This is a genomic window from Tolypothrix sp. VBCCA 56010 (genome assembly GCF_050875635.1).
In the GTDB taxonomy this organism is placed as follows: domain Bacteria; phylum Cyanobacteriota; class Cyanobacteriia; order Cyanobacteriales; family Nostocaceae; genus Hassallia.
The window spans coordinates 21,347-44,326 of sequence record NZ_JBPAOH010000026.1 but is presented as its reverse complement, the minus strand read 5'-3'; the positions used below and the strand labels follow the sequence as shown (position 1 = coordinate 44,326).

The 22,980-nt window shown below is 41.6% G+C and carries 25 protein-coding genes and 1 pseudogene; 17 read left to right on the top strand and 9 right to left on the bottom strand.

Annotated elements, in window-relative coordinates:
• Window positions 1–21: 21 nt before the first annotated feature.
• From AABK37_RS11725 to AABK37_RS11700, 6 genes are all read left to right on the top strand, one after another.
• The gene (locus tag AABK37_RS11725) at window positions 22–600 is read left to right on the top strand and encodes a helix-turn-helix domain-containing protein (protein WP_432551744.1); all 579 of its coding nucleotides are present in this window, start codon (window positions 22–24) and stop codon (window positions 598–600) included.
• Window positions 601–621: 21 nt separating this feature from the next.
• Window positions 622–3,345 carry a peptidase domain-containing ABC transporter gene (locus AABK37_RS11720; RefSeq protein ID WP_432551743.1) on the top strand — a complete coding sequence of 908 codons (2,724 nt, stop codon included), beginning with the start codon at window positions 622–624 and terminating at the stop codon, window positions 3,343–3,345.
• A gap of 239 nt (window positions 3,346–3,584) precedes the next feature.
• Complete coding sequence (locus AABK37_RS11715; protein WP_432551742.1) at window positions 3,585–5,114, top strand: HlyD family efflux transporter periplasmic adaptor subunit; 1,530 nt, start codon at window positions 3,585–3,587, stop codon at window positions 5,112–5,114.
• A 41-nt stretch (window positions 5,115–5,155) separates the two neighbouring features.
• The gene (locus AABK37_RS11710) at window positions 5,156–5,938 is read left to right on the top strand and encodes a peptidylprolyl isomerase (protein WP_432551741.1); all 783 of its coding nucleotides are present in this window, start codon (window positions 5,156–5,158) and stop codon (window positions 5,936–5,938) included.
• Window positions 5,939–6,099: 161 nt separating this feature from the next.
• Window positions 6,100–6,285, top strand: coding sequence for a DUF6888 family protein (locus tag AABK37_RS11705; RefSeq protein WP_432551740.1), 186 nt, complete (start codon window positions 6,100–6,102; stop codon window positions 6,283–6,285).
• Complete coding sequence (locus tag AABK37_RS11700; RefSeq protein ID WP_432551739.1) at window positions 6,272–6,466, top strand: DUF6887 family protein; 195 nt, start codon at window positions 6,272–6,274, stop codon at window positions 6,464–6,466. Before AABK37_RS11705 ends, AABK37_RS11700 begins: the two co-directional genes overlap by 14 nt.
• 538 nt (window positions 6,467–7,004) lie before the next feature.
• Here AABK37_RS11700 and AABK37_RS11695 read toward each other — a convergent pair.
• From AABK37_RS11695 to dapB, 4 genes and pseudogenes are all read right to left on the bottom strand, one after another.
• A complete protein-coding gene (locus tag AABK37_RS11695; protein WP_432551738.1) occupies window positions 7,005–7,196 on the bottom strand; it encodes a hypothetical protein in 192 nt (63 codons plus the stop codon).
• Window positions 7,197–7,763: 567 nt separating this feature from the next.
• Window positions 7,764–8,429 (bottom strand): annotated as a pseudogene (locus AABK37_RS11690) (phosphate ABC transporter permease); the annotation flags it as partial.
• Entirely contained in the window at window positions 8,398–8,526 is a 129-nt protein-coding gene (locus AABK37_RS11685; protein ID WP_432551737.1) for a hypothetical protein, read from the bottom strand. The gene AABK37_RS11685 and the pseudogene AABK37_RS11690, both read right to left, overlap by 32 nt.
• Before the next feature lie 249 nt (window positions 8,527–8,775).
• Window positions 8,776–9,603: a 4-hydroxy-tetrahydrodipicolinate reductase gene (gene dapB / locus AABK37_RS11680; protein WP_432551736.1), complete on the bottom strand. Its 828-nt coding sequence runs from the start codon at window positions 9,601–9,603 to the stop codon at window positions 8,776–8,778.
• A 291-nt stretch (window positions 9,604–9,894) separates the two neighbouring features.
• Between dapB and AABK37_RS11675 the strand changes: the two genes are divergently transcribed.
• Window positions 9,895–10,260, top strand: a complete 366-nt coding sequence (locus AABK37_RS11675; protein ID WP_432551735.1) for a hypothetical protein — start codon at window positions 9,895–9,897, stop codon at window positions 10,258–10,260.
• Between the two features lie 199 nt (window positions 10,261–10,459).
• Here AABK37_RS11675 and psaK read toward each other — a convergent pair whose 3' ends face one another.
• Complete coding sequence (psaK, locus tag AABK37_RS11670; RefSeq protein ID WP_432551734.1) at window positions 10,460–10,723, bottom strand: photosystem I reaction center subunit PsaK; 264 nt, start codon at window positions 10,721–10,723, stop codon at window positions 10,460–10,462.
• Window positions 10,724–11,203: 480 nt separating this feature from the next.
• Between psaK and AABK37_RS11665 the strand changes: the two genes are divergently transcribed.
• From AABK37_RS11665 to AABK37_RS11650, 4 genes are all read left to right on the top strand, one after another.
• Entirely contained in the window at window positions 11,204–11,605 is a 402-nt protein-coding gene (locus AABK37_RS11665) for a hypothetical protein (RefSeq protein ID WP_432551733.1), read from the top strand.
• Between the two features lie 614 nt (window positions 11,606–12,219).
• Window positions 12,220–12,660 carry a SufE family protein gene (locus AABK37_RS11660; protein ID WP_432551732.1) on the top strand — a complete coding sequence of 147 codons (441 nt, stop codon included), beginning with the start codon at window positions 12,220–12,222 and terminating at the stop codon, window positions 12,658–12,660.
• Window positions 12,661–12,957: 297 nt separating this feature from the next.
• On the top strand, window positions 12,958–13,329 hold the full coding sequence (locus tag AABK37_RS11655) for a hypothetical protein (RefSeq protein ID WP_432551731.1): 372 nt from the start codon (window positions 12,958–12,960) through the stop codon (window positions 13,327–13,329).
• Between the two features lie 381 nt (window positions 13,330–13,710).
• The gene (locus tag AABK37_RS11650) at window positions 13,711–14,607 is read left to right on the top strand and encodes an alpha/beta fold hydrolase (protein ID WP_432551730.1); all 897 of its coding nucleotides are present in this window, start codon (window positions 13,711–13,713) and stop codon (window positions 14,605–14,607) included.
• Between the two features lie 69 nt (window positions 14,608–14,676).
• On the opposite strand, the gene AABK37_RS11645 is transcribed toward AABK37_RS11650, so the two are convergent.
• Window positions 14,677–15,615 carry an all3515 family Zur-repressed PEP-CTERM protein gene (locus AABK37_RS11645; RefSeq protein WP_432551729.1) on the bottom strand — a complete coding sequence of 313 codons (939 nt, stop codon included), beginning with the start codon at window positions 15,613–15,615 and terminating at the stop codon, window positions 14,677–14,679.
• 271 nt (window positions 15,616–15,886) lie between these two features.
• Between AABK37_RS11645 and AABK37_RS11640 the strand changes: the two genes are divergently transcribed.
• Window positions 15,887–16,855, top strand: coding sequence for a CobW family GTP-binding protein (locus AABK37_RS11640; RefSeq protein WP_432551728.1), 969 nt, complete (start codon window positions 15,887–15,889; stop codon window positions 16,853–16,855).
• Here AABK37_RS11640 and AABK37_RS11635 read toward each other — a convergent pair.
• Window positions 16,852–17,037, bottom strand: a complete 186-nt coding sequence (locus tag AABK37_RS11635) for a hypothetical protein (protein ID WP_432551727.1) — start codon at window positions 17,035–17,037, stop codon at window positions 16,852–16,854. The two genes, AABK37_RS11640 and AABK37_RS11635, sit on opposite strands and share 4 nt — an antisense overlap.
• A 3-nt stretch (window positions 17,038–17,040) precedes the next feature.
• On the opposite strand from AABK37_RS11635, the gene AABK37_RS11630 reads away from it, so the two are divergent.
• The 4 genes from AABK37_RS11630 to AABK37_RS11615 all read left to right on the top strand — a co-directional run bounded on the left by AABK37_RS11630 (window position 17,041) and on the right by AABK37_RS11615 (window position 20,119).
• A complete protein-coding gene (locus AABK37_RS11630) occupies window positions 17,041–18,102 on the top strand; it encodes a WD40 repeat domain-containing protein (protein ID WP_432551726.1) in 1,062 nt (353 codons plus the stop codon).
• 135 nt (window positions 18,103–18,237) lie between these two features.
• The gene (locus AABK37_RS11625; protein WP_432551725.1) at window positions 18,238–18,537 is read left to right on the top strand and encodes a hypothetical protein; all 300 of its coding nucleotides are present in this window, start codon (window positions 18,238–18,240) and stop codon (window positions 18,535–18,537) included.
• 32 nt (window positions 18,538–18,569) lie between these two features.
• Window positions 18,570–18,896, top strand: a complete 327-nt coding sequence (locus AABK37_RS11620) for a hypothetical protein (protein WP_432551724.1) — start codon at window positions 18,570–18,572, stop codon at window positions 18,894–18,896.
• 242 nt (window positions 18,897–19,138) lie between these two features.
• On the top strand, window positions 19,139–20,119 hold the full coding sequence (locus AABK37_RS11615) for a metal ABC transporter solute-binding protein, Zn/Mn family (RefSeq protein ID WP_432551723.1): 981 nt from the start codon (window positions 19,139–19,141) through the stop codon (window positions 20,117–20,119).
• On the opposite strand, the gene AABK37_RS11610 is transcribed toward AABK37_RS11615, so the two are convergent.
• Window positions 20,089–20,271 (bottom strand): hypothetical protein, encoded by a 183-nt coding sequence (locus tag AABK37_RS11610; protein ID WP_432551722.1) that lies wholly within the window; start codon window positions 20,269–20,271, stop codon window positions 20,089–20,091. The genes AABK37_RS11615 and AABK37_RS11610 overlap by 31 nt on opposite strands.
• Window position 20,272: 1 nt before the next feature.
• A complete protein-coding gene (locus AABK37_RS11605) occupies window positions 20,273–20,869 on the bottom strand; it encodes a hypothetical protein (RefSeq protein WP_432551721.1) in 597 nt (198 codons plus the stop codon).
• 196 nt (window positions 20,870–21,065) lie between these two features.
• Here AABK37_RS11605 and AABK37_RS11600 point away from each other — a divergent pair, with 196 nt between their 5' ends.
• A complete protein-coding gene (locus tag AABK37_RS11600; protein WP_432551720.1) occupies window positions 21,066–22,970 on the top strand; it encodes a caspase family protein in 1,905 nt (634 codons plus the stop codon).
• Window positions 22,971–22,980: the final 10 nt, after the last annotated feature.

The window sequence follows — 22,980 nt, the reverse complement described above, 5'->3', positions numbered from 1 at the left end:
TTTGATTTAGCAATCAATTTTATGTCACGAAATTCTTTTCAAGACAGTGAAAGTAAGTTTTTAACGCCTCATCAACACAAGGATTTATTGAAGAATTTGCAAGCTAATTTGCAACCAGAATACCGTCGGCGGCTAGAAATTATGTTGCTGGCAGATATGGGGAAATCGCAAACCGAAATCTGCCAAATTTTAGGTTGTTCTCAGGAAATGGCACGTTATTGGATTACTATTGCCAAAGCAGGTTTAGTCGAGCAATGGCAGCAACGAGCAATAGGCAGACCTAAAACTGTAAATGAACAATATATCCAAAGATTAAAAGAATTGCTGAGTCATAGCCCACGGAAGTATGGCTACGCATTTAGTAGTTGGACATCTCAATGGTTGAGCAAACATTTGGCAACTGAATTTGGGATTGAAATCAGCGATCGCCACATTAATCGATTACTCAAAGAAATGGGTCTAGCTACACAAAAAAAACGCTTATCAAAACAAGCAGCAACTCAAGACACAAAGGCAACTGGCGTTAGAATTTGTGACTTACAATCTGACAGCGATCCTAGTTTATATCAGTCATTCAATCCAATTCAAATTAATAACTAAACTTGGGATAAAGGAGAGGGAATGCCATCAATATTGTCCCAAGAAGAACTAGAGAGACTACTAACCACCACCTTGGGTGAGAAGCTTTCAGATAGGCAATTACAGAATTGCTGGGCAAAAATTGAAATTGTTGAACCACCAGTAGCAAAACTGTTCTGGCAATCAAAAGATGCCCGAAAGGGAATTTATCTAGTTCTCAAAGGTAAAGTCAGATTACTAGATAGTTCTGGCAACTTAATTTCCACCCTAACAGCAGGGTCATCATTTGGTGAAATGACCTTGTTTGCAAAAGAAGACTTTAGCCCTTATGCTGCGAGGGCTTCATCTAACTTAAAACTCTGTTATCTCAACACAGATGTATTGCAGACTTTGATGGATAAATACCCCAAAATCTGCGATCGCCTATTGAAGCGTGCAGAATGTTGGGATTTGCTGATAAAGCAACAGCCCAATACTCATGGGGAAGACAATCGCCAATCTTCAATTGCCAACGTCATTCCCTTTCCCACAAACCAAAGCCCAAAAAAGAAGCAACGACGTGCTTATTTTCCAACTCCTCAAGTAAAAGCAAGACATATATGGGCACAGCTAACTAAACGCTATCCCTTCTTTGAACAACAAAGCGCTTCAGATTGTGGTGTCGCTTGCCTAGTCATGATTGGTCGCTATTGGGGTAAGCGCTTTAGCATCAACAGATTGCGGGATTTAGCCAACGTCAATCGCATCGGGGTTTCTCTGCGAGGATTAGCCACCGCAGCCGAAAGTATTGGTTTTGCTAGCCGTCCAGTCAAAGCCAGCCTGGACAAATTAGCACAGCAACCCCTACCCGCGATCGCCCATTGGGAAGGTAATCATTACATCGTCGTCTATGAAATTACCAAAAAACAGGTGATTGTCGGCGATCCGGCGATCGGTCAACGTACCCTCACTCATCATCAATTCCAAGCCGGGTGGACTGGTTACGCTTTATTATCGGAACCTACCGCCATCCTGAAAGAAAGCGAACAAGCAAGTACACCATTCTGGCAGTTATTTGAATTAGTCAAACCACATTGGCAAGTACTACTAGAAGTCTTCATCGCTTCCGTATTTATCCAGTTGTTTGGATTGATTATGCCTCTATTTACTCAGTTACTTTTAGACAGAGTAATTGTCCAGGGTAGTACTCTGACTTTAAACGCGGTTGGGTTTGGTTTGTTGATTTTTGGCTTATTCCGCGTTGCCCTTAACGGACTGCGACAATATTTACTAGATCACACAGCAAACCGAATCGGAGTAGCGCTGATGGTAGGTTTTATCAAACATACCTTCCTCCTACCCCTAGCCTTTTTTGAGTCGCGTTATGTCGGTGATATTATTTCTCGCGTTCAAGAAAATCAGAAAATTCAGCGCTTTCTCACAGGCGAAGCACTGTCCATCATTTTGGATTTACTGACAGTATTTATCTATGTGGGATTGATGTTTTGGTATAGCTGGCAAATGGCAATGCTAGCCTTGGCAATTGTACCGCCATTTTTGATTTTGGCACTGATTGCTACACCATTCTTTCGCCGGGTCAGCCGGGAAATTTTTAATGCTTTAGCTAAAGAGAATAGTTATTTAATTCAATCACTTTCAGGCATTCGCTCAATTCGTTCGATGGCAATTGAGCAGACAGTGCGCTGGCGTTGGGAAGAACTGTTGAATAATTTGACTAAAAAAATGTTTGGTGGACAGGTAATTGGCAACCAAATGCAAATTTTTAGTTCTATTATTGAATCTCTAGCAACTACAGCATTACTGTGGTATGGAGCATGGTTAGTAATTCAAAATCAACTAACAATTGGGCAACTAGTTGCTTTTAATATGTTATTAGGTAACGTTATTAATCCTTTCAAACGGCTCACAGTGCTGTGGAATCAAGTGCAAGAAGTGATTATTTCCACTGAACGGATTAATGATGTTCTCGAAGCCGAACCAGAAGAAGACTTACAGTATCAACCACGTCAATCTTTAGCGAGAATTAGCGGTCATATTCGCTTTGAAAATATAACCTTTCGCTATCATCCAGATAGTGATATTAACGTCCTAGAAAACCTGAATTTTGAAATTCAGCCTCTTCAAACGGTAGCACTTGTAGGACGATCTGGGTCGGGAAAAACTACTCTTGCCAAAATGATTTTAGGTTTATATACCCCAACAGATGGCAAAATTTTGATTGATGGTCATGATGTAACGAGTCTTTCTTTGCGATCGCTTCGAGAGCAAATCGGTGTTGTCGATCAAGATACTTTCTTATTTGGCGGTACAATTCGAGAAAACATTAGCATTGCTCTCCCAGAAGCTTCTTTAGAAGAGATTTTCGAGGTAGCGCGTTTAGCTGGTGCAGATGAATTTATTCGACAATTACCAATGGGTTATGAAACCCAAATTGGCGAAGGTGGCGGTATGCTTTCTGGTGGACAACGCCAACGTCTAGCAATTGCTCGTGCAATGCTTGGTAATCCTCGCTTATTGATTTTCGACGAAGCTACCAGTCACCTAGATGCAGAATCAGAACGCATCATTCAAAACAATTTAAAAACAATTCTCCAAGGACGTACCAGCTTAATTATTGCCCATCGACTCTCTACCATCCGCAATGCTGACTTGATTTTGGTGTTAGATCGCGGCTTATTGATAGAAAGCGGTACTCATGAAGAATTAATTACTAAAAAAGGTCATTACTACTACCTCAATCAACAACAACTCGCTCAAGCAAGCTAAAAATTCCTAATTCATAATTATGTTTTAAATGGGTATTTAAACCCCACTAGCAAACAGGAATGCTTATACGAAGCATCGGGTACAAACCCTTTTTAATTATGAATTATGAATTAAAAATACACGTAGGGTGTGTTATGCCGTAGGCTAACGCACCAAAACATAAAGCGTGGTGCGTTAGGCTTCGCCGTAACACACCCTACGATACCTCATTTTGTTCAAAAATCAAATAGTAGTCCTATATGCCTAATTTCGTTAGTAATTCAACCCCAACTAATGATGAGCAAGCAATCAGCAATACAACTAATTCAGTTGGAGAAAATCATGCTAATTCTGCAAATTCTCACGATTGGTATTACGGTACAGAAGAACTACTAGATGCATTACCAAGACGTTGGACACGTTCTTTGCTGTATTTTTTGGTAATTTTTAGTGCGATCGCTTTGCCTTGGTCGATGCTGTCGCAAGTCGATGAGACAGGAAGCGCTAGAGGTCGTATTGAACCACTAGGAGAAACCCAAAGATTAGACACTCCAGTTGGTGGCAATATTATTGCTGTCAAGGTGAAAGAAGGTGAAACCGTCAAAGCTGGGCAGTTATTAGTAGAACTAGAGTCGAATGTACTGCGAACCGATTTACAACAAGCACAGGCAAAGCTAGACGGACTAATAAATCGACTAGCACAACTAGAACTAGTTAAAAACCAATTACGACTAGCAATTAGTGTTCAAGAACAACAAAACCAATCCCAAGAATTAGAAAAAATTTCCCAAGTTAATCAGGTACAGCAAAATCTAGATGCGAAACAGAGTACTTATAACTTACAAAAATTGGAAAAATTGGCTTTAGTCGATCAGGCAAAACAAAATCTGAGTTCTACTCAGACTGCCTATAAGTTAGCTAAAAGCCGTTGGGATAGAGATTTAACAGAAGTTAAGCGCTATCGTCTACTTTGGCAAAAGGGTGCTGTTCCTCAAATCAAAGTTGTGGAACTAGAAAAACTGGCAGAAGAAAGTCAAAGACTAAACGAGCAAACACAATCTGATATCAAGCAGGCAAAGCTACGCTTTCAAGAAGAACAAAACCGCTATCAATCAATTATGCGCCAAGCGCAAGCAGATATTGAACAAGCAAAACTAAGATTGCAAGAACAGAAAAGCAGTTATAAAAGTGTAGTTCATGCTGGTGAAATATCTGTGTTAAAAAATCAGGAAGAACTGAAAGATATGCAAACACAAATTACCAGCTTGTCATCAGAAATTGCTCAAACTCAAAGCCAGATAGCTGCGATAAAACTACAATTAACGCAACGATTAATGAAATCACCCATTGATGGTGTAATTTTCAACTTGCCTATCAAAAAGCCTGGTGTAGTTGTCCAAACTGGTCAGACGATCGCTCAAATTGCTCCCAAGAAAATTCCGTTTGTCCTTAAAGCGAATATGCCAAGCCAAGAAAGTGGTTTTTTGAAGGTAGGAATGGCAGCGAAAGTCAAGTTTGATGCCTATCCATTTCAAGATTATGGAGTAGTTACAGGTAAGGTGATTCGGATGTCACCAGACTCCAAAATACTGGAAACACCCCAAGGAAAAATAGAAGTTTTTGAGATGGAAATATCTCTGAATCAATCTGATATCCAATCTGGTAACAAACCTATTCCCTTAACACCTGGTCAAACAGCAACGGCAGAGGTGATTGTTCGTCAGCGGCGCGTGATTGATTTCATTTTAGATCCGTTTAAAAAGCTGCAAAAAGGTGGTTTAGACCTTTAGTAGGTAGTCAATAAAATTGATTCAAATTCTCTGAGGTAAAAATGTTAAAAGTAATGAATGTGTCTCAAAAAGAGATAATTGACCAACTTAAACTCTCCTGCAAAATTCCTGGTTTATTGGAGGCGATCGCTACCCGTGAAATTATTGCTGATGCAGCCAAAGAAGCAGGTATTAAAGTAGAATTAGAAGAACTTCAACAAGCGGCTGATGCTTTGCGAGCAGCCAACAGACTAATCAAAGCCGAAGATACTTGGACATGGCTTGAAAAACATTATCTTTCTGTGGAAGATTTTGAACAATTAGCAGAAATGAACTTGATATCTGTCAAGTTAGCGCAACACTTATTTGCAGACAAAATCGAGCCATGCTTTTATGAAAATCAACTAGATTATCTAGCAGCAGTCACCTATGAAGTTGTCTTAGAAGATGAAGATTTAGCTTGGGAACTGTTTTATGCAGTCACTGAAGGTGAAATCACTTTCCAAGATGTTACTCGTCAACATATTCAAAATCTAGAACTTCGTCGCGCTGGTGGATATCGTGGTATCAAACATCGTCACGAGTTTAAACCAAATATTGCTGCTGCGGTCTTTGTTGCTAATCCTCCTGAGTTAGTTAAACCTATTGCGATCGCACAAAAAGTTCATCTAATTTGGGTTGAGGAAATCATCCAGCCAAAATTAGACCAGCAGTTGCGGTTGAAGATTATGAGTCAGTTGTTTTCTGATTGGTTAAAGCAACAAATCGCGCAAGTCGAAATTATTCCCCATTTTGAATCAGATTCCTATTCTCAACCAGTCCAGGATTTGCTGAAGATAGCTTAACGTGAGTTTGACGAAGTTAAAAAACAGCAGGAGGTAGTGCAGGTAAGTCTTTGGGGTTTGGCTGGTAAGGAAATGGCACACCGGCAGGAATCCCCAAAGCGGTATGTTATTTTCGTTATGATTGAAAGGTTTTGTAAAAATATTTTGGTAAATGCCAACTTATGAGCAGGCGATCGCCTCAGTCTGCGTTAGTCAATCTCTTTTGTGACATGTTACAGCCTATCCACTTGTTTAGATATGATGCATCCTATAAATATATTTTTATATTAGCTGGTATTAATGAGGGGATAGAAATCATCATTTTTCAAGATGGAAACTGGGAGTTTTACGAAGATGACCAAGCCTGATTTTACCCAAATGACTCGTAAAGAATTAAAAACTTATATTATACAACACCCCACTGACGATGAGGCAATTAGAGAATTGTTTATCAATCGTCGCAGTCCTAACGCTAAAACCTATCCTTTCCCTTATAACATGACTAAAGAGGAGTTAACAGAGATTTTTCGCCCTAAAAACACCAATTAACTGCCAATGAGATCGCCCGATATTGACGAAGATTACGACTTAAAATCCCGTCGAACTCACGTTAGCTTAATAAACTTTTGATTTTATATGTTTATTAACTAGATGCTCAATATCACATCTGGTTACAATGTCATTTATAAAATAGACATCTCCGAAAAAGAATGTAGAGACTTAAGCTCATCCCCCGGAATCGCGCACTCTTGATGAGAGCGGGCATGGGGCATGGGGCCCTATCGAAGAGCGTTTTCGCTCCTCCTTGCCCCACTCCCGCCCAAGACGGCGGGCGGCGATTCCTCCCACCCCTTTAACGGATGGGCAACCGAAGCCGTATGATTGTGATGTTCCTCGCGTCTTTATAAAGTTCTGGATAACACATATTTAATTTCTGGAGATGTCTAATGAATGGTGCGTTACAGCTAAAGCCGTAACGCACCCTACGAGGGACTTAGAGAATGCCAATAAATTAAAAGATAAGCAAATCTCTAAGTTGAATCGCCAAATAGTATAATTTTATGCAATTAAGTTGGCTATTATCTTGTTATTCAAACAAGCTAGCCGCGAAAGCTGCTTTGATGAAAAACTTCGCAAAATCTCCCAATCCTGCAAGAGCAGCTCCAAAGAAATCAAAATTGAAACCACCACCGTTAACAAATGCAGCTTCAGTTTCAGCAACTTCATTGATGAAGGAATTGGAGTCGATCGCCAAGTCGGAAATTGTAATTCTAGACATGATTGTTGTACCTGGTATAAGTAATTTATCTGAGAATTAAGCTTTTGTTTGCTTAACTCTTGAATCTATCTTCGGCGATATAAAATGTGAATTCAATAGCTGAAAAGAGTAGATAAGACATAACTAAAGTAATTTTGTCTCCAAGTTTATAATCTTGAAAAAATCTCAGCAGTATAGAGTTTCTATTTATTTATAATCCATAGCGTTTTTGTGGATAAAAATTACTTGAAGACATAATTCCAGGAGTTTTGTCCTTAAAACTTGGTTGTAATGAAAAAACAGCAATTTTCTGGCAGGACTTACGCAAAATTAGGAAAGATAATTTCATTCTTCTGGTTTACGACGCCTCGGTCTAGAATCTTGGTCATCAGGCATGTTGTATTCGGGATTTTCAGTTCTGCGGCGTCTGGGTCTATCTTGGTCATCAGGCAAGTTGTATTCGGGATTTTCAGTTCTGCGGCGTCTGGGTCTATCTTGGTCATCACGCGAGTTGTATTCGAGATTTTCAGTTCTGCGGCGCCTGGGTCTATCTTGGTCATCACGCGAGTTATATTCAGAATTTTCAGACCTGCGGCGCCTGGGTCTATCTTGGTCATCACGCAAGCGATCGCTCACCTCGTTAAAGAAATCCCGGCGCAAAAAAGGATAATCGCTGACCCACAAATCGCGACTGGGAATATAGATATCGCTGATTTGGTCAATTGTGCTTAAATCAGAGCGATTGGACATGACGAGCATTTCTGCCGTTTGACCGCGAGCGATCGCTTTATGATAAGGACGCAGCGGTGCTTTAAACTCGGCGATAAATCCTGTATCATCGCCCAATTCTAAATTAATCCACTTTTCCCTATTTTCTACAATCACCAATTCGCCTCTATTGTTGACTGTTTCCTGTTTACCAACCAACTCTTCTGTAAGCCACCAATCCAGCACTCGACCGCGAAAAAAGCCACTATATTTATAACGACGGTATTTAGCATTACGCACACTTGCCCAAAATACTGGTCCCCAAAACCAGTAAAGAGATGCCACAAATCCCAGCAAAAATATTATTGCCCCAAAATTAAGTCCGAAAAGGAATTTCACAAACAAAAGAACAGCCGCAGATACTACAGAAATTAATAGCCGTTGCAAAAAATCAGGAAACTTCCCCCAATAATATTTATACTGCGGAGAACTAGCAATCCACGGAACGAGTTGTTCAAATTTTTGGCGAGTCAGTGGGACTAACATGATTTTGATAGTTGTTAGTTGTTAGTTGATGGTTGATAGTGGGCATGGGGCATTGGGCATTGGGCAATTGTTTAATGGGCAATTGTTTAATGGGCATTGGTAATAATTCTTTTTTTTCCCTTTTCCCTGTCTTGAAAAAGTCTGATCGGAGGAAACCTCCGCTCAGATTTTCCGCTTTTCCCTGTCTTGAAAAAGTCTGATCGGAGGAAACCTCCGCTCAGATTTTCCGCTTTTCCCTTTTCCCCTCTTTAAATCCCCATGCCCCATGCCCCATGACGGCAGGTGCTCCACTTGGGGAGACCCCAAGACCGCACTGCCTCCCCCATGCCCCATACCCCACTATCCACTAGAGTATTTTTTCTAAGCCATATACTAACGACTTTAACTGTAGAACTTTGCGAATTGCCAGTAGTACTCCTGGCATATAGCAAGCGCGATCGCTTGTATCGTGCCTTAATGTATAAATTTGACCCGCTGCGCCAAAAATCACTTCTTGATGGGCAATCAGCCCCGGCAAGCGCACGCTATGAATTCTAATGCCTTCATCTGCTAAACTTCCCCTGGCTCCTTTTATTTTCTCCGTCTCTTCCACAACAGGCGGGTTAAATATTTTACCCATTTCTCCTAGCATCTGCGCTGTTTGAATCGCCGTACCGCTGGGTGCATCAGCTTTTTGGTTGTGATGCAATTCGATAATTTCTACATGCTCAAAATATTGAGATGCTGTCACAGCGGCTTGTTGCAGCAATACCATCCCAATCGAGAAATTAGGAATAATCAGACATCCGGTACTTGCTTTTTCGGCAAAATCTGCTAGGTCTTGAATTTGTTGCGGACTTAAGCCGGTGGTACCAACTACAGGACGAATACCATAAGCGATCGCACTGCGAACATTGTCATAAACTGAATCCGGATGGGTAAAGTCTATCATTACCCCCGGTTGTTTTTCTTGTGCCGCAAACGCCAGCATCGATTCCAACTGATTGGTAATTGGTACTTCTAGCGGTTCACTTAAACCCGCTAGTTCCCCAGCGTCTTTGTCTTGATGTTCGGCGGTTGTGTCAATTGCACCCACTAAAATCATATCAGGCGCTTGCGCTACTGCTTTGACTACCTCACGACCCATTTTGCCAGCAGCACCGATAACAACAACTGGAATAGAAGCTTGTGCCATAACTTGAGAAATGCTTGTAAACCTCACAAGCGAATTGTAGAAGAATTTGGTTATCTAGATCGCTTTTCAAATCTAGGAGTGCGATCGCACTTTTTATTGTGACTTAATTTACATGGCGCAGGAACTTGAGTAATGCTAAATTAGTCCCAGTCACAGAACAAAAGCGTTTGCGTATCTCAAGGTTTCACGATTTTGGTTGGGCAGATTTGTATAAGTCGTACTAATTAACAACCAAATGATGTGAAAAGATTAATCCCATGTCTGTAGCTACAAACATATTATTCCAAGTAGATGAACAAAAAATTTGTCCTCACCTTGCTTTCTAGTCCTGTACTGTTTAGCTCCATATTGTCTATAGTCATGATGACCCAGCCTGCTCATGCAAGTCAAACAGGCACCCCACCCGGAACCCGTCTTTCATGCGTGCGAGATCCCCACACAGCAACTCCTCGTTTTGCGTGTGAAAGAGTTAGCAATAGTAATGCTACTCAAGCTAAACCAGCAGTTAAAGTAGCACCAGTTCAACCAAATCAGATTACTGAGCTAGAATTCACCGACGCTGAAAGCGATGAGGCAATAAAATTATTTGGCTGTGATTGTCCTGCCTGCATCAATGCTGTACGTCAGATTCACGGTTTGACTCAGATGGCAAGTTAGTATGTGAGGTTCGTAGTGAGCGCTAAAGCGCTCAAATCAAGGACTAAAGTCCTTACTACAAACTTATTCATGTAATATAAAAAGCCAGCTATACATAGGGCAGAATACGAACAATTACTTGAAAAAGAGCCAGAAAGTAACTTTTCTGGCTCTTATTTTGTCTCAAAATAATCAAATTCAGATGAAATTCGGGAAAAATTTAGAGTTGACCGAGGTTATGCAGCCCTAAGATTACCCCTACACCTAATAAATGACCAAAGGAAGTAGTTGCTAATAGCGCAGGTAAACCAAAACCACCAAAAAACTTGGATGAAGGTAAAGCTGGTTCGGAACTGGGATACTTAATGGTAGATTTTGCGAAAGCGATCGCAATCACGTTGCAGAGAATCATAATTATCCCTACTATCGGACTCCAATACAACGGGGTTGTGGCAAAAGTAGCAAGCAAGGTGGATGTAATCAACTGATTTTCTCCAAAATTTTATTGAATAAAAATATAATCTGAATTTTTCGCAAACAAATTCAACAGTAAACTGGGAATTTGCATCAAGAGTTTACATATTTTGTCATAACTTCATATAATTACCGTTTTGCTCTTTCTCACTCGCTTGTTATCGTAATAGCTTTCCACACCCCACAAATTGAACAGGGTGTAGGGTGTAGGGTGTAGGGTGTAGGGGTCAATTGGAGAGGGAAGGCATCTAAGCAATTGAAGACACCGTACTCATGGTTGTGGGGTTTTAAACCGAATTGCTGTGTGAGTGTGGAATGTACAAAACATGAAAGTCACACCCCACACCCCGCACCCCGCACCCCACACCCACGAGCGAAGCGACGAGAATTGTACGAAAGATAAATCAAAAAAGGTACTCTTAAGGGTACTGTCAGAAAATCTACGGATTACCCAAAATGAGGAAACACAAAACTCATTTTAATAAGTCTTATGTTTCTCCAAACCTTTGGCACGGCGATTGTAGACTATAACTTTGCCGCTAGTCCACCGCCCAACATAGTCTACCTCGCACCCAACATCGGAACGTTCGTTTTAGCCGACAACGGAACCGCTAATTTTGTTTGGCAAAAAGACGAAAATATTGAGTTTTACTGTGAAAAGCTAGCATATAAGGGAATCCGCACCATCTCAAATGTCAAATATTACGAGTGCGAAATGCTTGTGGAGACACAAGAAAGCTGCAAGCAGATGATAAAACTACTGTTTGGTTGCAAGCGTGCAAGCATTGATGACGGATATCGTATCTTTTACCAACGACCCCAAGATGAAGATTATCACCTTTGGGCTTGGGATGCTCAAACTTTTAAACTGCACAAAAAAGCAAATCACTAGTACAAAAAGTTAGGAAAAGCGGTAGAGACGTTCCATTGGAACGTCTGTACAATTCAAAAACTGCGATCGCCTAAGTTGAGTTTTGCCTACGCAGCGATATCTAGCAACAAATCGCTTTGCGTCTACACACTCCCCAACAAACTGAAGCGGTCTGTTTCGTAACGGGAGCGGTTTCCCTCGTGACGGGAGCGGTCTTTCTCGTGCCGGGAGCGGTCTTTCTCGTGCCGGGAGCGGTCTGCCTCGTGCCGGGAGCGGTTTCCCTTGTAACGGGAGCGGTCTGCCTCGTGCCGGGAGCGGTCTTTCTCGTGCCGGGAGCGGTTTCCCTCGTGCCGGGAGCGGTTTCCCTCGTGCCGGGAGCGGTCTGCCTCGTGCCGGGAGCGGTCTCCCTTAAAACTTTATTACAAGCCCCTACTTTTAAGTATGGGGTTGTTCCCCCCCCTGCTCCCTTCTCCCTGCCTTCTGCCTCTTACTTGACTCCTGAATTCTGCCTTCTTCCTTCTTATTTATTTGCTTTACCATATTCATAACTTGCCGAATTTTCTTCTTGGCGCGGCAACCAACACCCCAAGGATAATCTAAACTCAAGGTGATAGCGATTATTTCCTGCCTTTGTTATGTCCTCGACTATAGACTCCTTGCCACCAGCTCTTGCTAAAATAGTTCAACGCTTTCAACGCGCTTCTGAACCAAAGCGACGCTACGAACAGTTAATTTGGTACGGACAGAAGCTCAAAGAGTTTCCTTTATCTGATAAAATACCAGAAAACAAAGTTCCAGGTTGCGTTTCTCAGGTTTATATCACAGCAAACCTGGATGATGATAAGGTGGTTTTTCAAGGTGATTCTGATTCTCAGTTAACCAAAGGATTAGTAGGACTTTTGGTTGAAGGGTTGAATGGACTAACACCTACGGAAATTGTCCAACTAACTCCAGATTTTATCCAAGAAACTGGTTTAAATGTTAGCCTGACACCTTCCCGCGCTAATGGGTTTTACAACATTTTCAAAACCATGCAAAAAAAAGCCCTGGAATGTAAGTTAGATATGTCTAACTAAACAGATAAGTGCAGCTAAAGATAGATAATTATAATTGGTAATAGATGATATGTCAACTTCTTTACCTATTACCAATTATCTATCTCGTTATTAAGTAGTTAGATCGAAATCAACACAATTTTTGAGAAATATGTAAACATCAATTAAGGGTTTATTTAGACGGATATAAATTCATAAATTAACTAGAGTTGAACTGGGTAATGCCAACCTACTCATCTGTAAATTAAAACTCAATAAAGGCAAAATGTTTGAGTTATAGTTGTTTACTTTTCTCGCTTCGTTAAGAAAACAAACATTATGGAATCGTTATTAGGAAGAGCACTGTTATTATTGGGAATTTTATGTATAATTATTTTACCAGTAGGTTATCTACCTCAATCGAAAGTGCCAAATTTGATAACAACTTTAATCGGTACATTATTAGGATTTTTTCTAGCACAAGTAGGTCTTTTTATATATGAAACATATAAACAAAAAGAAGAGTTTATTTCAATGCTAATCAGCATGAGGAATGAACTTTTAATGAATAGCAATACTATCGCTTACATTGGCAAGATAGTTCAGGATAGAAGTTCAGGTTCATTAGTAGTTAACCAATATGGATTTTCTGGAGTGGATCACATAAGTGCAAGAGCAGTAGAAAATATAGTTCTTAGTCCACTAACGTAGAAATTTACTTCCAGAAAATTTTCCGGTAATTTTTTACTTAAAATCTATCAAACAACCTTAGTTTTTCAAAGAGAGATACCGACCAATAACGTTATTCAAACAGACTATAGTAATATTAAGCTTAACTCTGTTTTACCAGCATTTGATCGTCTAATAAGATATGTTGATACAGAAGGATACTCTTTGTGCGGAGAAAAAAAATGGAATAAACTAGTAAAAGACATCACTATATAAACAAAAGTTTTTAAAGATATGTAAAAAGCACACAAGGGTTGATTTAAATGTATGTAAACCTATTTCCATCAATCAACATAGTTAGATTTAATACCGCCAACCTACTTATCTATTAATAACTACTAATAACTATTAAAATTTAGTCTGATGTCAACTGATTTATTATCTTCTGCTGTCGGCATTGGTGGTGTAGTTCAAGAATATTTCTGGAACTGGGAAAACCAGCAATTGCGCGTTGTTTATGAAACTTTGGGTACAGGTTCGCCGATATTATTGCTTCCAGCTTTCAGTACTGTTTCCATGCGATCGGAAATGGGCGAACTTGCCAAGCTTTTATCTCCACATTTTCAAGTTGTCGCTGTAGATTGGCTTGGTTTTGGCGAATCGTCACGCGCCAGTTTAGATTATCGACCTGAATTATATCACCAATTTCTGCAAAATTTTGTCAAATCGATTTTTAATACGCCAATTGCAGTAATTGGAGCCGGACATGCTGCCAGTTATGTGCTGCAATTAGCTGTTAATCAGCCAGATGTTGTTTCGCGAATTGTGTTGTTAGCACCGACTTGGCGAGGTCCTTTGCCGACAATGGGGGCAAGTCAGCAGATTGCGGGTATGGTAAGAGGATTAGTGCGATCGCCTATTCTCGGTCAAGCTCTCTACAAGCTCAACACTACACCATCTTTCTTAAGTTTGATGTACCGTCGCCACGTTTACGCCGATCCTGCTATACTCACACCCAGCTTCATTCAACATAAGTGGCGCAATACTCAAAAGCCAGGAGCAAGATTTGCTCCCGCAGCTTTCGTCACCGGCAACCTCGACGCAGTACGCAGCCAAGCTGATTTTCTCGCACTTGCAAAACGCTTGTCTGTACCGCTAATGGTGATAATTGGCGAATCTAGTCCCCCCAAATCAAAAGCAGATATGGAGGCTTTGGCAGCTTTGCCAGGAGTTAAAAGCGCTGTTATCCCTGGTTCTCTGGGACTGCATGAAGAATACCCCGCAGTCGTTATAGAAGCAGTTCAGGATTTTTTGGGCTGAGAAATTCCCGACAACTTCTGCGAAGTCACCGAATCTGACCAACCTAACTTATTGATGCGAGGCTAGAGATTAATTTAAGCTACTGCTAGTACGTTTCTTGAGTTGAGAAAGAGAAACTGCTAGTAGACCAATTATGCCAAGACCAAGAATAGCTGACGGTTCAGGCACTTTCTTGACTTGAAAATCTAAACTGAATGTGCCAGACTCTTTAAAGGCAGTGCGATTATTGTCAGTACCTAAATCCACTAGTTTGAATGTTGCTGAGTAAGTTCCTAGTGGTGCAGCCTTGTCAGTCCAAAAAGTAGGGGTGAACGAAAAATTATCACCGCTGCCGATTGTATAAATATCGCCAACTGACTTGAGGATATCAACCCCTGCTGAATCAACAATATTCAATCCACTGCTAATTGAAGCTAATTGTAAACCAATTGTTGCACCCTCAAGCGATCGCTGCCAGCGACCATTAGAGCTATTGTACAAATACTGCTCTTCTAGTTCTGGAGAATTTTTTAGAGACGCTATAGGTTCTATCTTCAGATTGCTGTACTCGTCGTTTGTTAAACCGCTAATCAAGCGATCGCGATAAATTCCTGTCCCAGGTAACAATGTTAGCGGTGGCTGTTTTGTAGAAATCTCCGGAATTCTATTATTTGTACTGGTTGAATTAATAATTGGACTGTCTACAGTTCCTGAGTAGCTATAAGCACCAATACCGTGGAAATGATTCGTTGTCGGGTCTTCTTCCCGATGTGCAAACAAATAGGTCAGACGATTGTAGTTCGGGTTGTCTAATCCAGTGTATGTCCCTCGGTTGAGAACATCTAAATTATCTAACCCGATGAAAAATTCGGTGTGGTCATGGTCGGTATCATTACCATGAGCTTGTGCCGGTGCGAAAGTAGTAGATAAAACCCCACTAGCAGCCAAAAAGCTGACTGCAATAGATGCGATCGCTTGCCCTGTTTGAGTCCCTGACTTTTTTGAGCCAGTAGTGTTATTTAAAACCACCACGTATCTCCAGAAAAGTATAATTCATTGCTTTATAAGAATGATTATCATAAATTTAATCTTCCTGTCAATTAACGATTTGTTACAAATTGTCAATCCTATTTTTGGCAAATTTTTTAATATATATTTCTATTGGCAGATGTATAAAAATTAAATTGTTTCAATAAGCTGTTCTGCCAACTCAACAAACAATAAATCACCACAAAAATATAAAAAGACTTATGATAGGTGGTAATGATAATCTAAAAGGTGAAAAAAAGGCATTCAGAGTATGTTTACGGAAACACCGAATACAGTGCCTGTAACCGTTCTGACGGGCTACCTGGGTGCAGGGAAAACAACGCTTCTCAATCACATCCTCACCTACGAACACGGCAAGAAAGTCGCTGTCATCGTCAATGAATTTGGGGAAGTAGGCATTGATAATCAATTAATTATCGATGCAGATGAAGAAATCTTTGAAATGAACAACGGCTGCATCTGCTGTACAGTGCGCGGTGACTTAATTCGCATCATCGGCAACTTGATGAAGCGGCGTGATAAATTTGACCATTTAGTAATTGAAACTACTGGATTAGCAGACCCCGCACCGGTGATTCAGACATTCTTTGTTGATGAAGATATGCAAACTCAACTGTCTTTAGATGCAGTGGTGACAGTTGTCGATGCCAAGCATATCTGGCAACATTGGGATGCAGACGAAGCACAAGAACAAATTGCCTTTGCGGATGTGATTTTATTAAATAAAACTGATTTGGTAGCACCAGAACAGTTGGATGAATTAGAAAAGCGGATTCGGTCGATGAATGCAATGGCGAAAATCTACCGTACCCGCAACTCTGAGTTAGGAATGGACGCTTTATTGGGTGTACAAGCTTTTGATTTGGATCGCGCTTTGGAAATTGACCCGAATTTCTTAGGTGAAGATGCTCACGAACATGATGAAAGCGTGTATTCTGTAGCTTTGGTAGAACAGGGCGAAGTGGATGGACAAAAATTAAATAATTGGCTATCCGAGTTATTACGTACCCAAGGACCAGATATCTTTCGGATGAAAGGTATTTTGAATATCGCCGGCGAAGATAATCGCTTTGTGTTCCAAGGAGTGCATATGATATTTGATGGTAAAGGCGATCGCCCTTGGAAACCCAGCGAAACCCGCAAAAACGAACTTGTCTTCATCGGTCGCAATCTCGACGAAGCCAAACTTAGAGAAAATTTCCGTGCTTGCCTAATTTAAAAGGAATGGGGAATGGGGAGACAAGGAGACAAGGAGAGGGGGAGACAAGGAGAGGGGGAAAAATTCTTTTTTGTTCCCCTTGTCCCCTTGTCTCCCTTGTCTCCCTTGTCCCCCTTGTCCCCCACACCCGTCGCCCCTTGTCTCCTTGTCTCCCACACCCGTCGCCCCTTCTCCACTCCCACACAATGAACCCCCTAACCGCCAATTCCAAAGAATTCGAGCAGCACTTTTCCGGGACGCTTTCAGATTATGTGACAGCGATCGCTTGGTCGCCAAATAATACAACTTTAGCTGCAACCTCTGCTGCCGGGGAAGTCGCGCTTTGGCTTGATGGCGATTTAGCAATTCTCCAAGCTGGTAACGGTGAATCACTAAACTGTCTAGCCTTTTCCCCAGATGGGCAATTTTTAGCCGTTGGGGGACAAGATGGAAGGGTGAAAATTTGGCGGCAAAGTGAATTAATTGCTACTTTGGAAAATGCCCCCGCTTGGGTTGACAAGCTGGCTTGGAGTCATACTAGCAACTTGTTAGCTTTTAGTTTGGGGCGTTACGTACAAGTGTGGGATGCCGACTTAGGGGAAACAGTTGTCACGCTAAATTTTCACAACTCCTCAGTATTAAGTATTGATTGGCGAAGTGATGGACAATACTTAGCGGTTAGCGGTTATCACGGCGTAAAAGTATGGAATTCTCAAAATTGGGATGAGGAACCATACTTTTTGGAAATGCCTACTGTTAGTGTAGCTATGGCTTGGTCGCCTGATGGTAAATTTCTCGCTTCTGGCAACATGGATCGCAGCGTTACCGTGTTGGAATGGGATAATCCCGACCCTTGGGTAATGCGTGGTTTTCCGGGTAAAATTCGCCATTTGGCATGGTCAGAAGCTACTACCCAAGAAGGTGCGCCGATTCTCGCTTCTTCCAGCGTTGAAGGAATTGTAGCCTGGGAAAAGCTAGAAGATGAAGCTTTGGGATGGGAAGCGACAGTATTAACAAATCATGTGGATGTAATTCAGGCGATCGCCTTTGCACCGAACAGCTTTATTCTCGCTTCCGCTGCTAGTGATGGCTGGCTGTGTTTGTGGAATCAAGCCAAGCAAGTATCGCAAGTTCTTACAGGTGCATCAGCAGGCTTTTCTTGCCTAGCTTGGCATCCCCAAGGTAAGTTACTTGCTGCTGGTGGCGAAAATGGTGAATTATTCGTTTGGTCAAAAGTTACGCTGAGTCAAGGATTTGGGCGAAGTTAAATAAAGGAAGAGGGGAAAATATGTAGGGTGCGTTAGTAACGCACCCTACGGACTATAGCTGAGAAATTTAATGGTAATTATCAACGCTATCACTTATACTCAGCTTAAAATCAGTTCTATTGATTGATGTCGGTTATGAATAAACTTGCACTAACTTTGCTTTGCTCTTCTAGCTTTTTTAGCGCAATCCTACTAACAGTTAATCCAGCTTTTGCGAAAAAAGCAACTCCTCAAGATTTAGCTACTCCCAAGTTGCAGCCATCTATTGAACAAACAGTGAATGCACCTGCGGCTAAAAAAGACACCGAATTCCCAACCATCCAATCTAGTGAAATCAAAGAGGTTGCCATTCAAATGTTTGGTTGCGCCTGTTCTAGCTGTCAAGCCGCTGCTAGTCAAATAATGCTACAAGGTAGTCTACCTCAGCCTCAATAAGCCAAATTCTTAACGTTCACTCTTCTGAGTTGATGCTAAACAATTTATTGGGGTATGCTGTATCTGCAACCCCCTCTGTAATCTATAAATTTATGAAGATAGCAAAACTTATTTTGCTTGCCTTTCCTGTAGTTGTGGCTTCAGCATTCATGCTTGCCTTACCTGCCGCAGCGTCGATTGTGAATGCACCTGCTAAAGCTCAAGTTACTTTGGTCTCTACACAACCAATTTCCCAATCGGTAAGACCATTAACTCAAGAATCTAATCCTATCACAGATCAACTTGGTTGTAATTGCCCTACTTGCGTTAAAGCTAATTCTCAGCTACTGCAAGGTAAGCTACCATTTGCAGGCATTTAAAAAGTTATAAGTTATGAGTAGTAGGGGTACAACGTCGCGCTGTACCCCTATTTATTTATTTTGCTTGGGTAAGTCCTGTCGCTGCTACAATTTCCAACAGATGCCCGACTTGGTTTGTCAAATCAACTTGTATGAGTGCGTTAACGCTTCAGTATTTGACAACCAAGTTTTAAAAACGCTGGGATTTCACTTCACGTTCATGATAAAGATTATCGTTATTGTAGCGCAGATAGGAGTTAGTGATGTCAAAACCAATACCATCAACTAATTCCTTGCGAATAGCTTTTCTTGTTCTAGCGATTGGATTGGTTGGGTGTAATCAAAATACAAACACCGCTTTCACGCAAACCGATAGTAGAAATAATAATTTGCCTCAAGTAGTAGCGACTACAAGCATACTGTGTGATTTTACTAGACAAGTAGCGGGAAACTCAGTTAATCTTACCTGCTTGATTCCCCCAGGAGCAGATCCGCACGTTTATCAACCTAAGCAGGAAGACCGGGAAGCGATGCAGACGGCAGTGCTTATTTTATACAACGGTTACAATCTGGAACCGAGTTTGATTAGATTGATTAAAGCTAGTAAAAACCGTACACCGAAAATTGCAGTCGGTCAAGTTGCGGTTCCCAAACCGCAACAGTTTCAGCAAGGTAAAAAGGTAAACGATCCTCATGTTTGGCATAATGTCAAAAATGCGATCGCAATGGTGGACGTCATCAGCCGCAACCTAGAAAAAGTCTCACCAGAAAATGCAGCGCTTTATAGCAGTAATTCGCGACAAATCAAAAGTGAGCTAACTCAGCTCGATAGTTGGGTTAAGTCAACAATTACAACTATTCCTGCCAATCAACGCGAATTAGTTACCATCCATAATGCAATGGGTTATTATGCTTCTGCTTACGGTCTTTCATTAAAAGGCACTTTGTCAGGCATCAGCACCGAAGGAAAACCAACAGATGCACGAGTCAAAAGCTTAGTGAATAATATCAAGCAAGCGAGAGTGCCGACAATTTTTGCCGAAACGACAATTAACCCCAACTTAATAGAGTCTGTAGCAAGACAAGCGAGAGTCAAAGTTTCCCAAAGGGAACTTTTTACCGATAGTTTGGGTGAACCAGGAAGCGAAGGGGAAACCTACCAGAAAATGATGACGGCAAATACCCGCACAATTGTTGAAGGATTGGGAGGTACTTACTTGATATTTGTACCGAAAGCTAGGTAATGGGGAATGGGGAGAGGGGGGGAGGGGGGGAGGGGGACAACTTGGGGAGTATTATTCAAAAATTCTCCTTGTCTCCCTTGTCTCCCTTGTCCCCTTGTCTCCACTCCCCCACTCCCCCACTCCCCCACTCCCCCACTCCCCCACTCCTCCATGTCAACGCTTCGGTTCCGGGTTCGCTAGAGGAGGTGGAACTAAGGGAATATTGGTAGGTTGTGGGGTTTTGTTCAAATCGGGGGTTGCAGGTGGTTGTGGGGCTGGTGTGGCGCTAGGAGGAACTGCTGGAGGAGAATTTGTGGTTGTGGAATCTCGTCCAAAAAATAAAAGCGATCGCGCAGTTTTAAAGTAAGTTGCCCAAACTTGCGGATCGGGGCGATTTCGCCATTGCGGACGACTAACTTCTAATGTCAAAACTGGAGCGATCGCCCCATAATTTTGCGCGGATACAACTACGGAAACGTCTGTAACTAAAATATCTTGGTCAAAGCTGCGTTGAGCCGCTGCCCTAGCTGCCGCTTCCGCCCTTATGATGATGGTTTCGTAGTTTTCCTCTGGTAAGGCATCAATCGCTAAGTCAACTCTGGCGGTATAAGCTTGCACACTCTGCGGCGCGATCGCTTCACACACAACCCAAACCGGAATTGCAGTACCAAGCAAAACAATTAAAGGAACTATCCGGATTTGTTTGGCAATTTGGCTAATAACTGGAAAGGGAATGATGGATGATAGTTGGTGAGCAACACTTCTGCTCATAACTTTATGCTCCTTACTGATGATTTGTAATTTGAAATCAGCGAAAGTATTTTTAATGAAATTCATGTAAGAAAAATTACACTTGCTCGGAAGACTCATTCAGAATCACCTGAAGTATATGACATAGGTTAGCCTTGTTTTTTCAGCAAAGCCAACCGCAATTTTATGCAAGTAAACAATAAGTAGAAAAAGCGCGATGGCAAATCATTGGGCGATCGCTATAGGCATCAATCAATATCAATTCTTTCAGCCTTTAGGTTGCGCTCAAGCAGATGCTGAGGCAGTCTTAGATTTTTTCGTTACACAAGCGGGTTTTTCGTCGCAACAGTGTCTGTTGATGACAGATACTTCGCCACCTATTGGCAATAGATCGACCTATCCCAGCAAAGAAAATATTCTCGTTTTGCTTGAGGATTTGGTAGCCAATTTTTGGCAACCGCAAGATTATGTATGGTTGTTCTTTAGCGGTTACGGAGTTAATTACAACGGCAACGATTATTTAATGCCACAAGAAGGAAATCCGGCTGAGGTGCTTCATACTGGGATACAAGTGCGATCGCTGATGCAAAGTTTGCAATTTGCGAACTTGAATGTTGTCCTAGTATTCGATATCAACCGCACTTTTGGCGCTCAAGGAAATACTCTTGTTGGGAAAGAAACTTTAGACCTAGCGCAAGAACTACAAATTGCCACAATTCTTTCTTGTCAAAGCGAACAATTCTCTTACGAAAGTAACGAACTCGGTCACGGAATCTTTACCGAAGCGTTGTTAGCAGCTTTGCATTCCGGTCATGGTAGCAGCTTAACAGAGTTAAAAAATTATTTGAGCCTCCGCACGCCAGAATTTTCTCAACACTACTGGCGTCCGACACAAAATCCTGTTGTGATTATTCCATCAAAACCGCAACAAATCTTACCTTACCAAGCTCAGACAAGCGACAGTGACGAAGCCTCAATTTTTCCTACAGAAGAAATCTTTGCTGTTGCAGTTTCAGCTCCCTCGCTCCAAGAAAATTCTTTCAGAGATTCGGCTCAATTACAACAAGTTCCACTTGAGCCACTAACCTGGGGAGAAGCCCCAACTATAAGTTCTATATCACGCAGCTTTGGAGGAGGTCAAGCAACGTCAGAGGATATTTCTACCCAGGATTCAAAACAGACAACTACAGGTAGAAGATTCATCCCTTCACCTGAACCCTACGTCTCTCAATTATCTGCTTCTCACACAACGAACTTTCCCCAAAAAAGAAGGAGATATGCTCGATTGTGGAAACAGCTTGTATTGTGGGGTGTCGGCACCACAATGGTACTAACTTCAATCGTGCTAATTTGTGTCCGCAATAAGACAGGATTTAGATTTGCGGAAATATTGCCAAAAGCATCTAATACTGCCAAGAGTGACATAAATGTGGTCAAAACACCAACTGTCCGCTCTATTTCCGAAACAACCGCACCAGTTACACCAAAAAATCAACCAAACTCGCAAACAGCTTTCATTTCCAAGTCGCAACAGCGAAACCAAGCTGTATTAGATTTGGCGAAAAAGTCGCTCAGACAAACTCAAGCTAGCGACTTAAGAATGGCGATTCTTACTGCTCGGAAAATCAAAGCTGGCGAACCGCTTTACGATCAAGCTCAGGAGAATATTAAGATTTGGAGTCAGATGATTTTAGATTTAGCGGAGGGTCGAGCCAAGCAAAAACAATATAGCAGTGCGATCGCCGCTGCTGCATTAATCACCAAAAGCGAGCCAAATTATCCCAAAGCTCAAGCTGCAATTACTCAGTGGCGGTTAGAAGCAAAGCAGTATGTTAGTAATAGCACCGTTTTAGACGCAGCTAACGGCTTAATTCAACCCGGACAAGCATCTACCTACAATCGGGCGATCGAAGTAGCGAAGAAAGTATCACCCGGTCAACCCGGCTTCGATGAAGCGCAAAAATCGATGAATAAATGGAGTCAAATAATTTTATCTCTCGCCAAAAAGCGTGCCGCTAGAGGCGAATTCAAAGCCGCAATTGAAACCGCTACTTTAGTTCCAGAGGTAACAGCTCCTTACGAAGAAGCTCAAACAGCGATTCAAAAATGGCGAAAAAAATAGTAGAGACGTT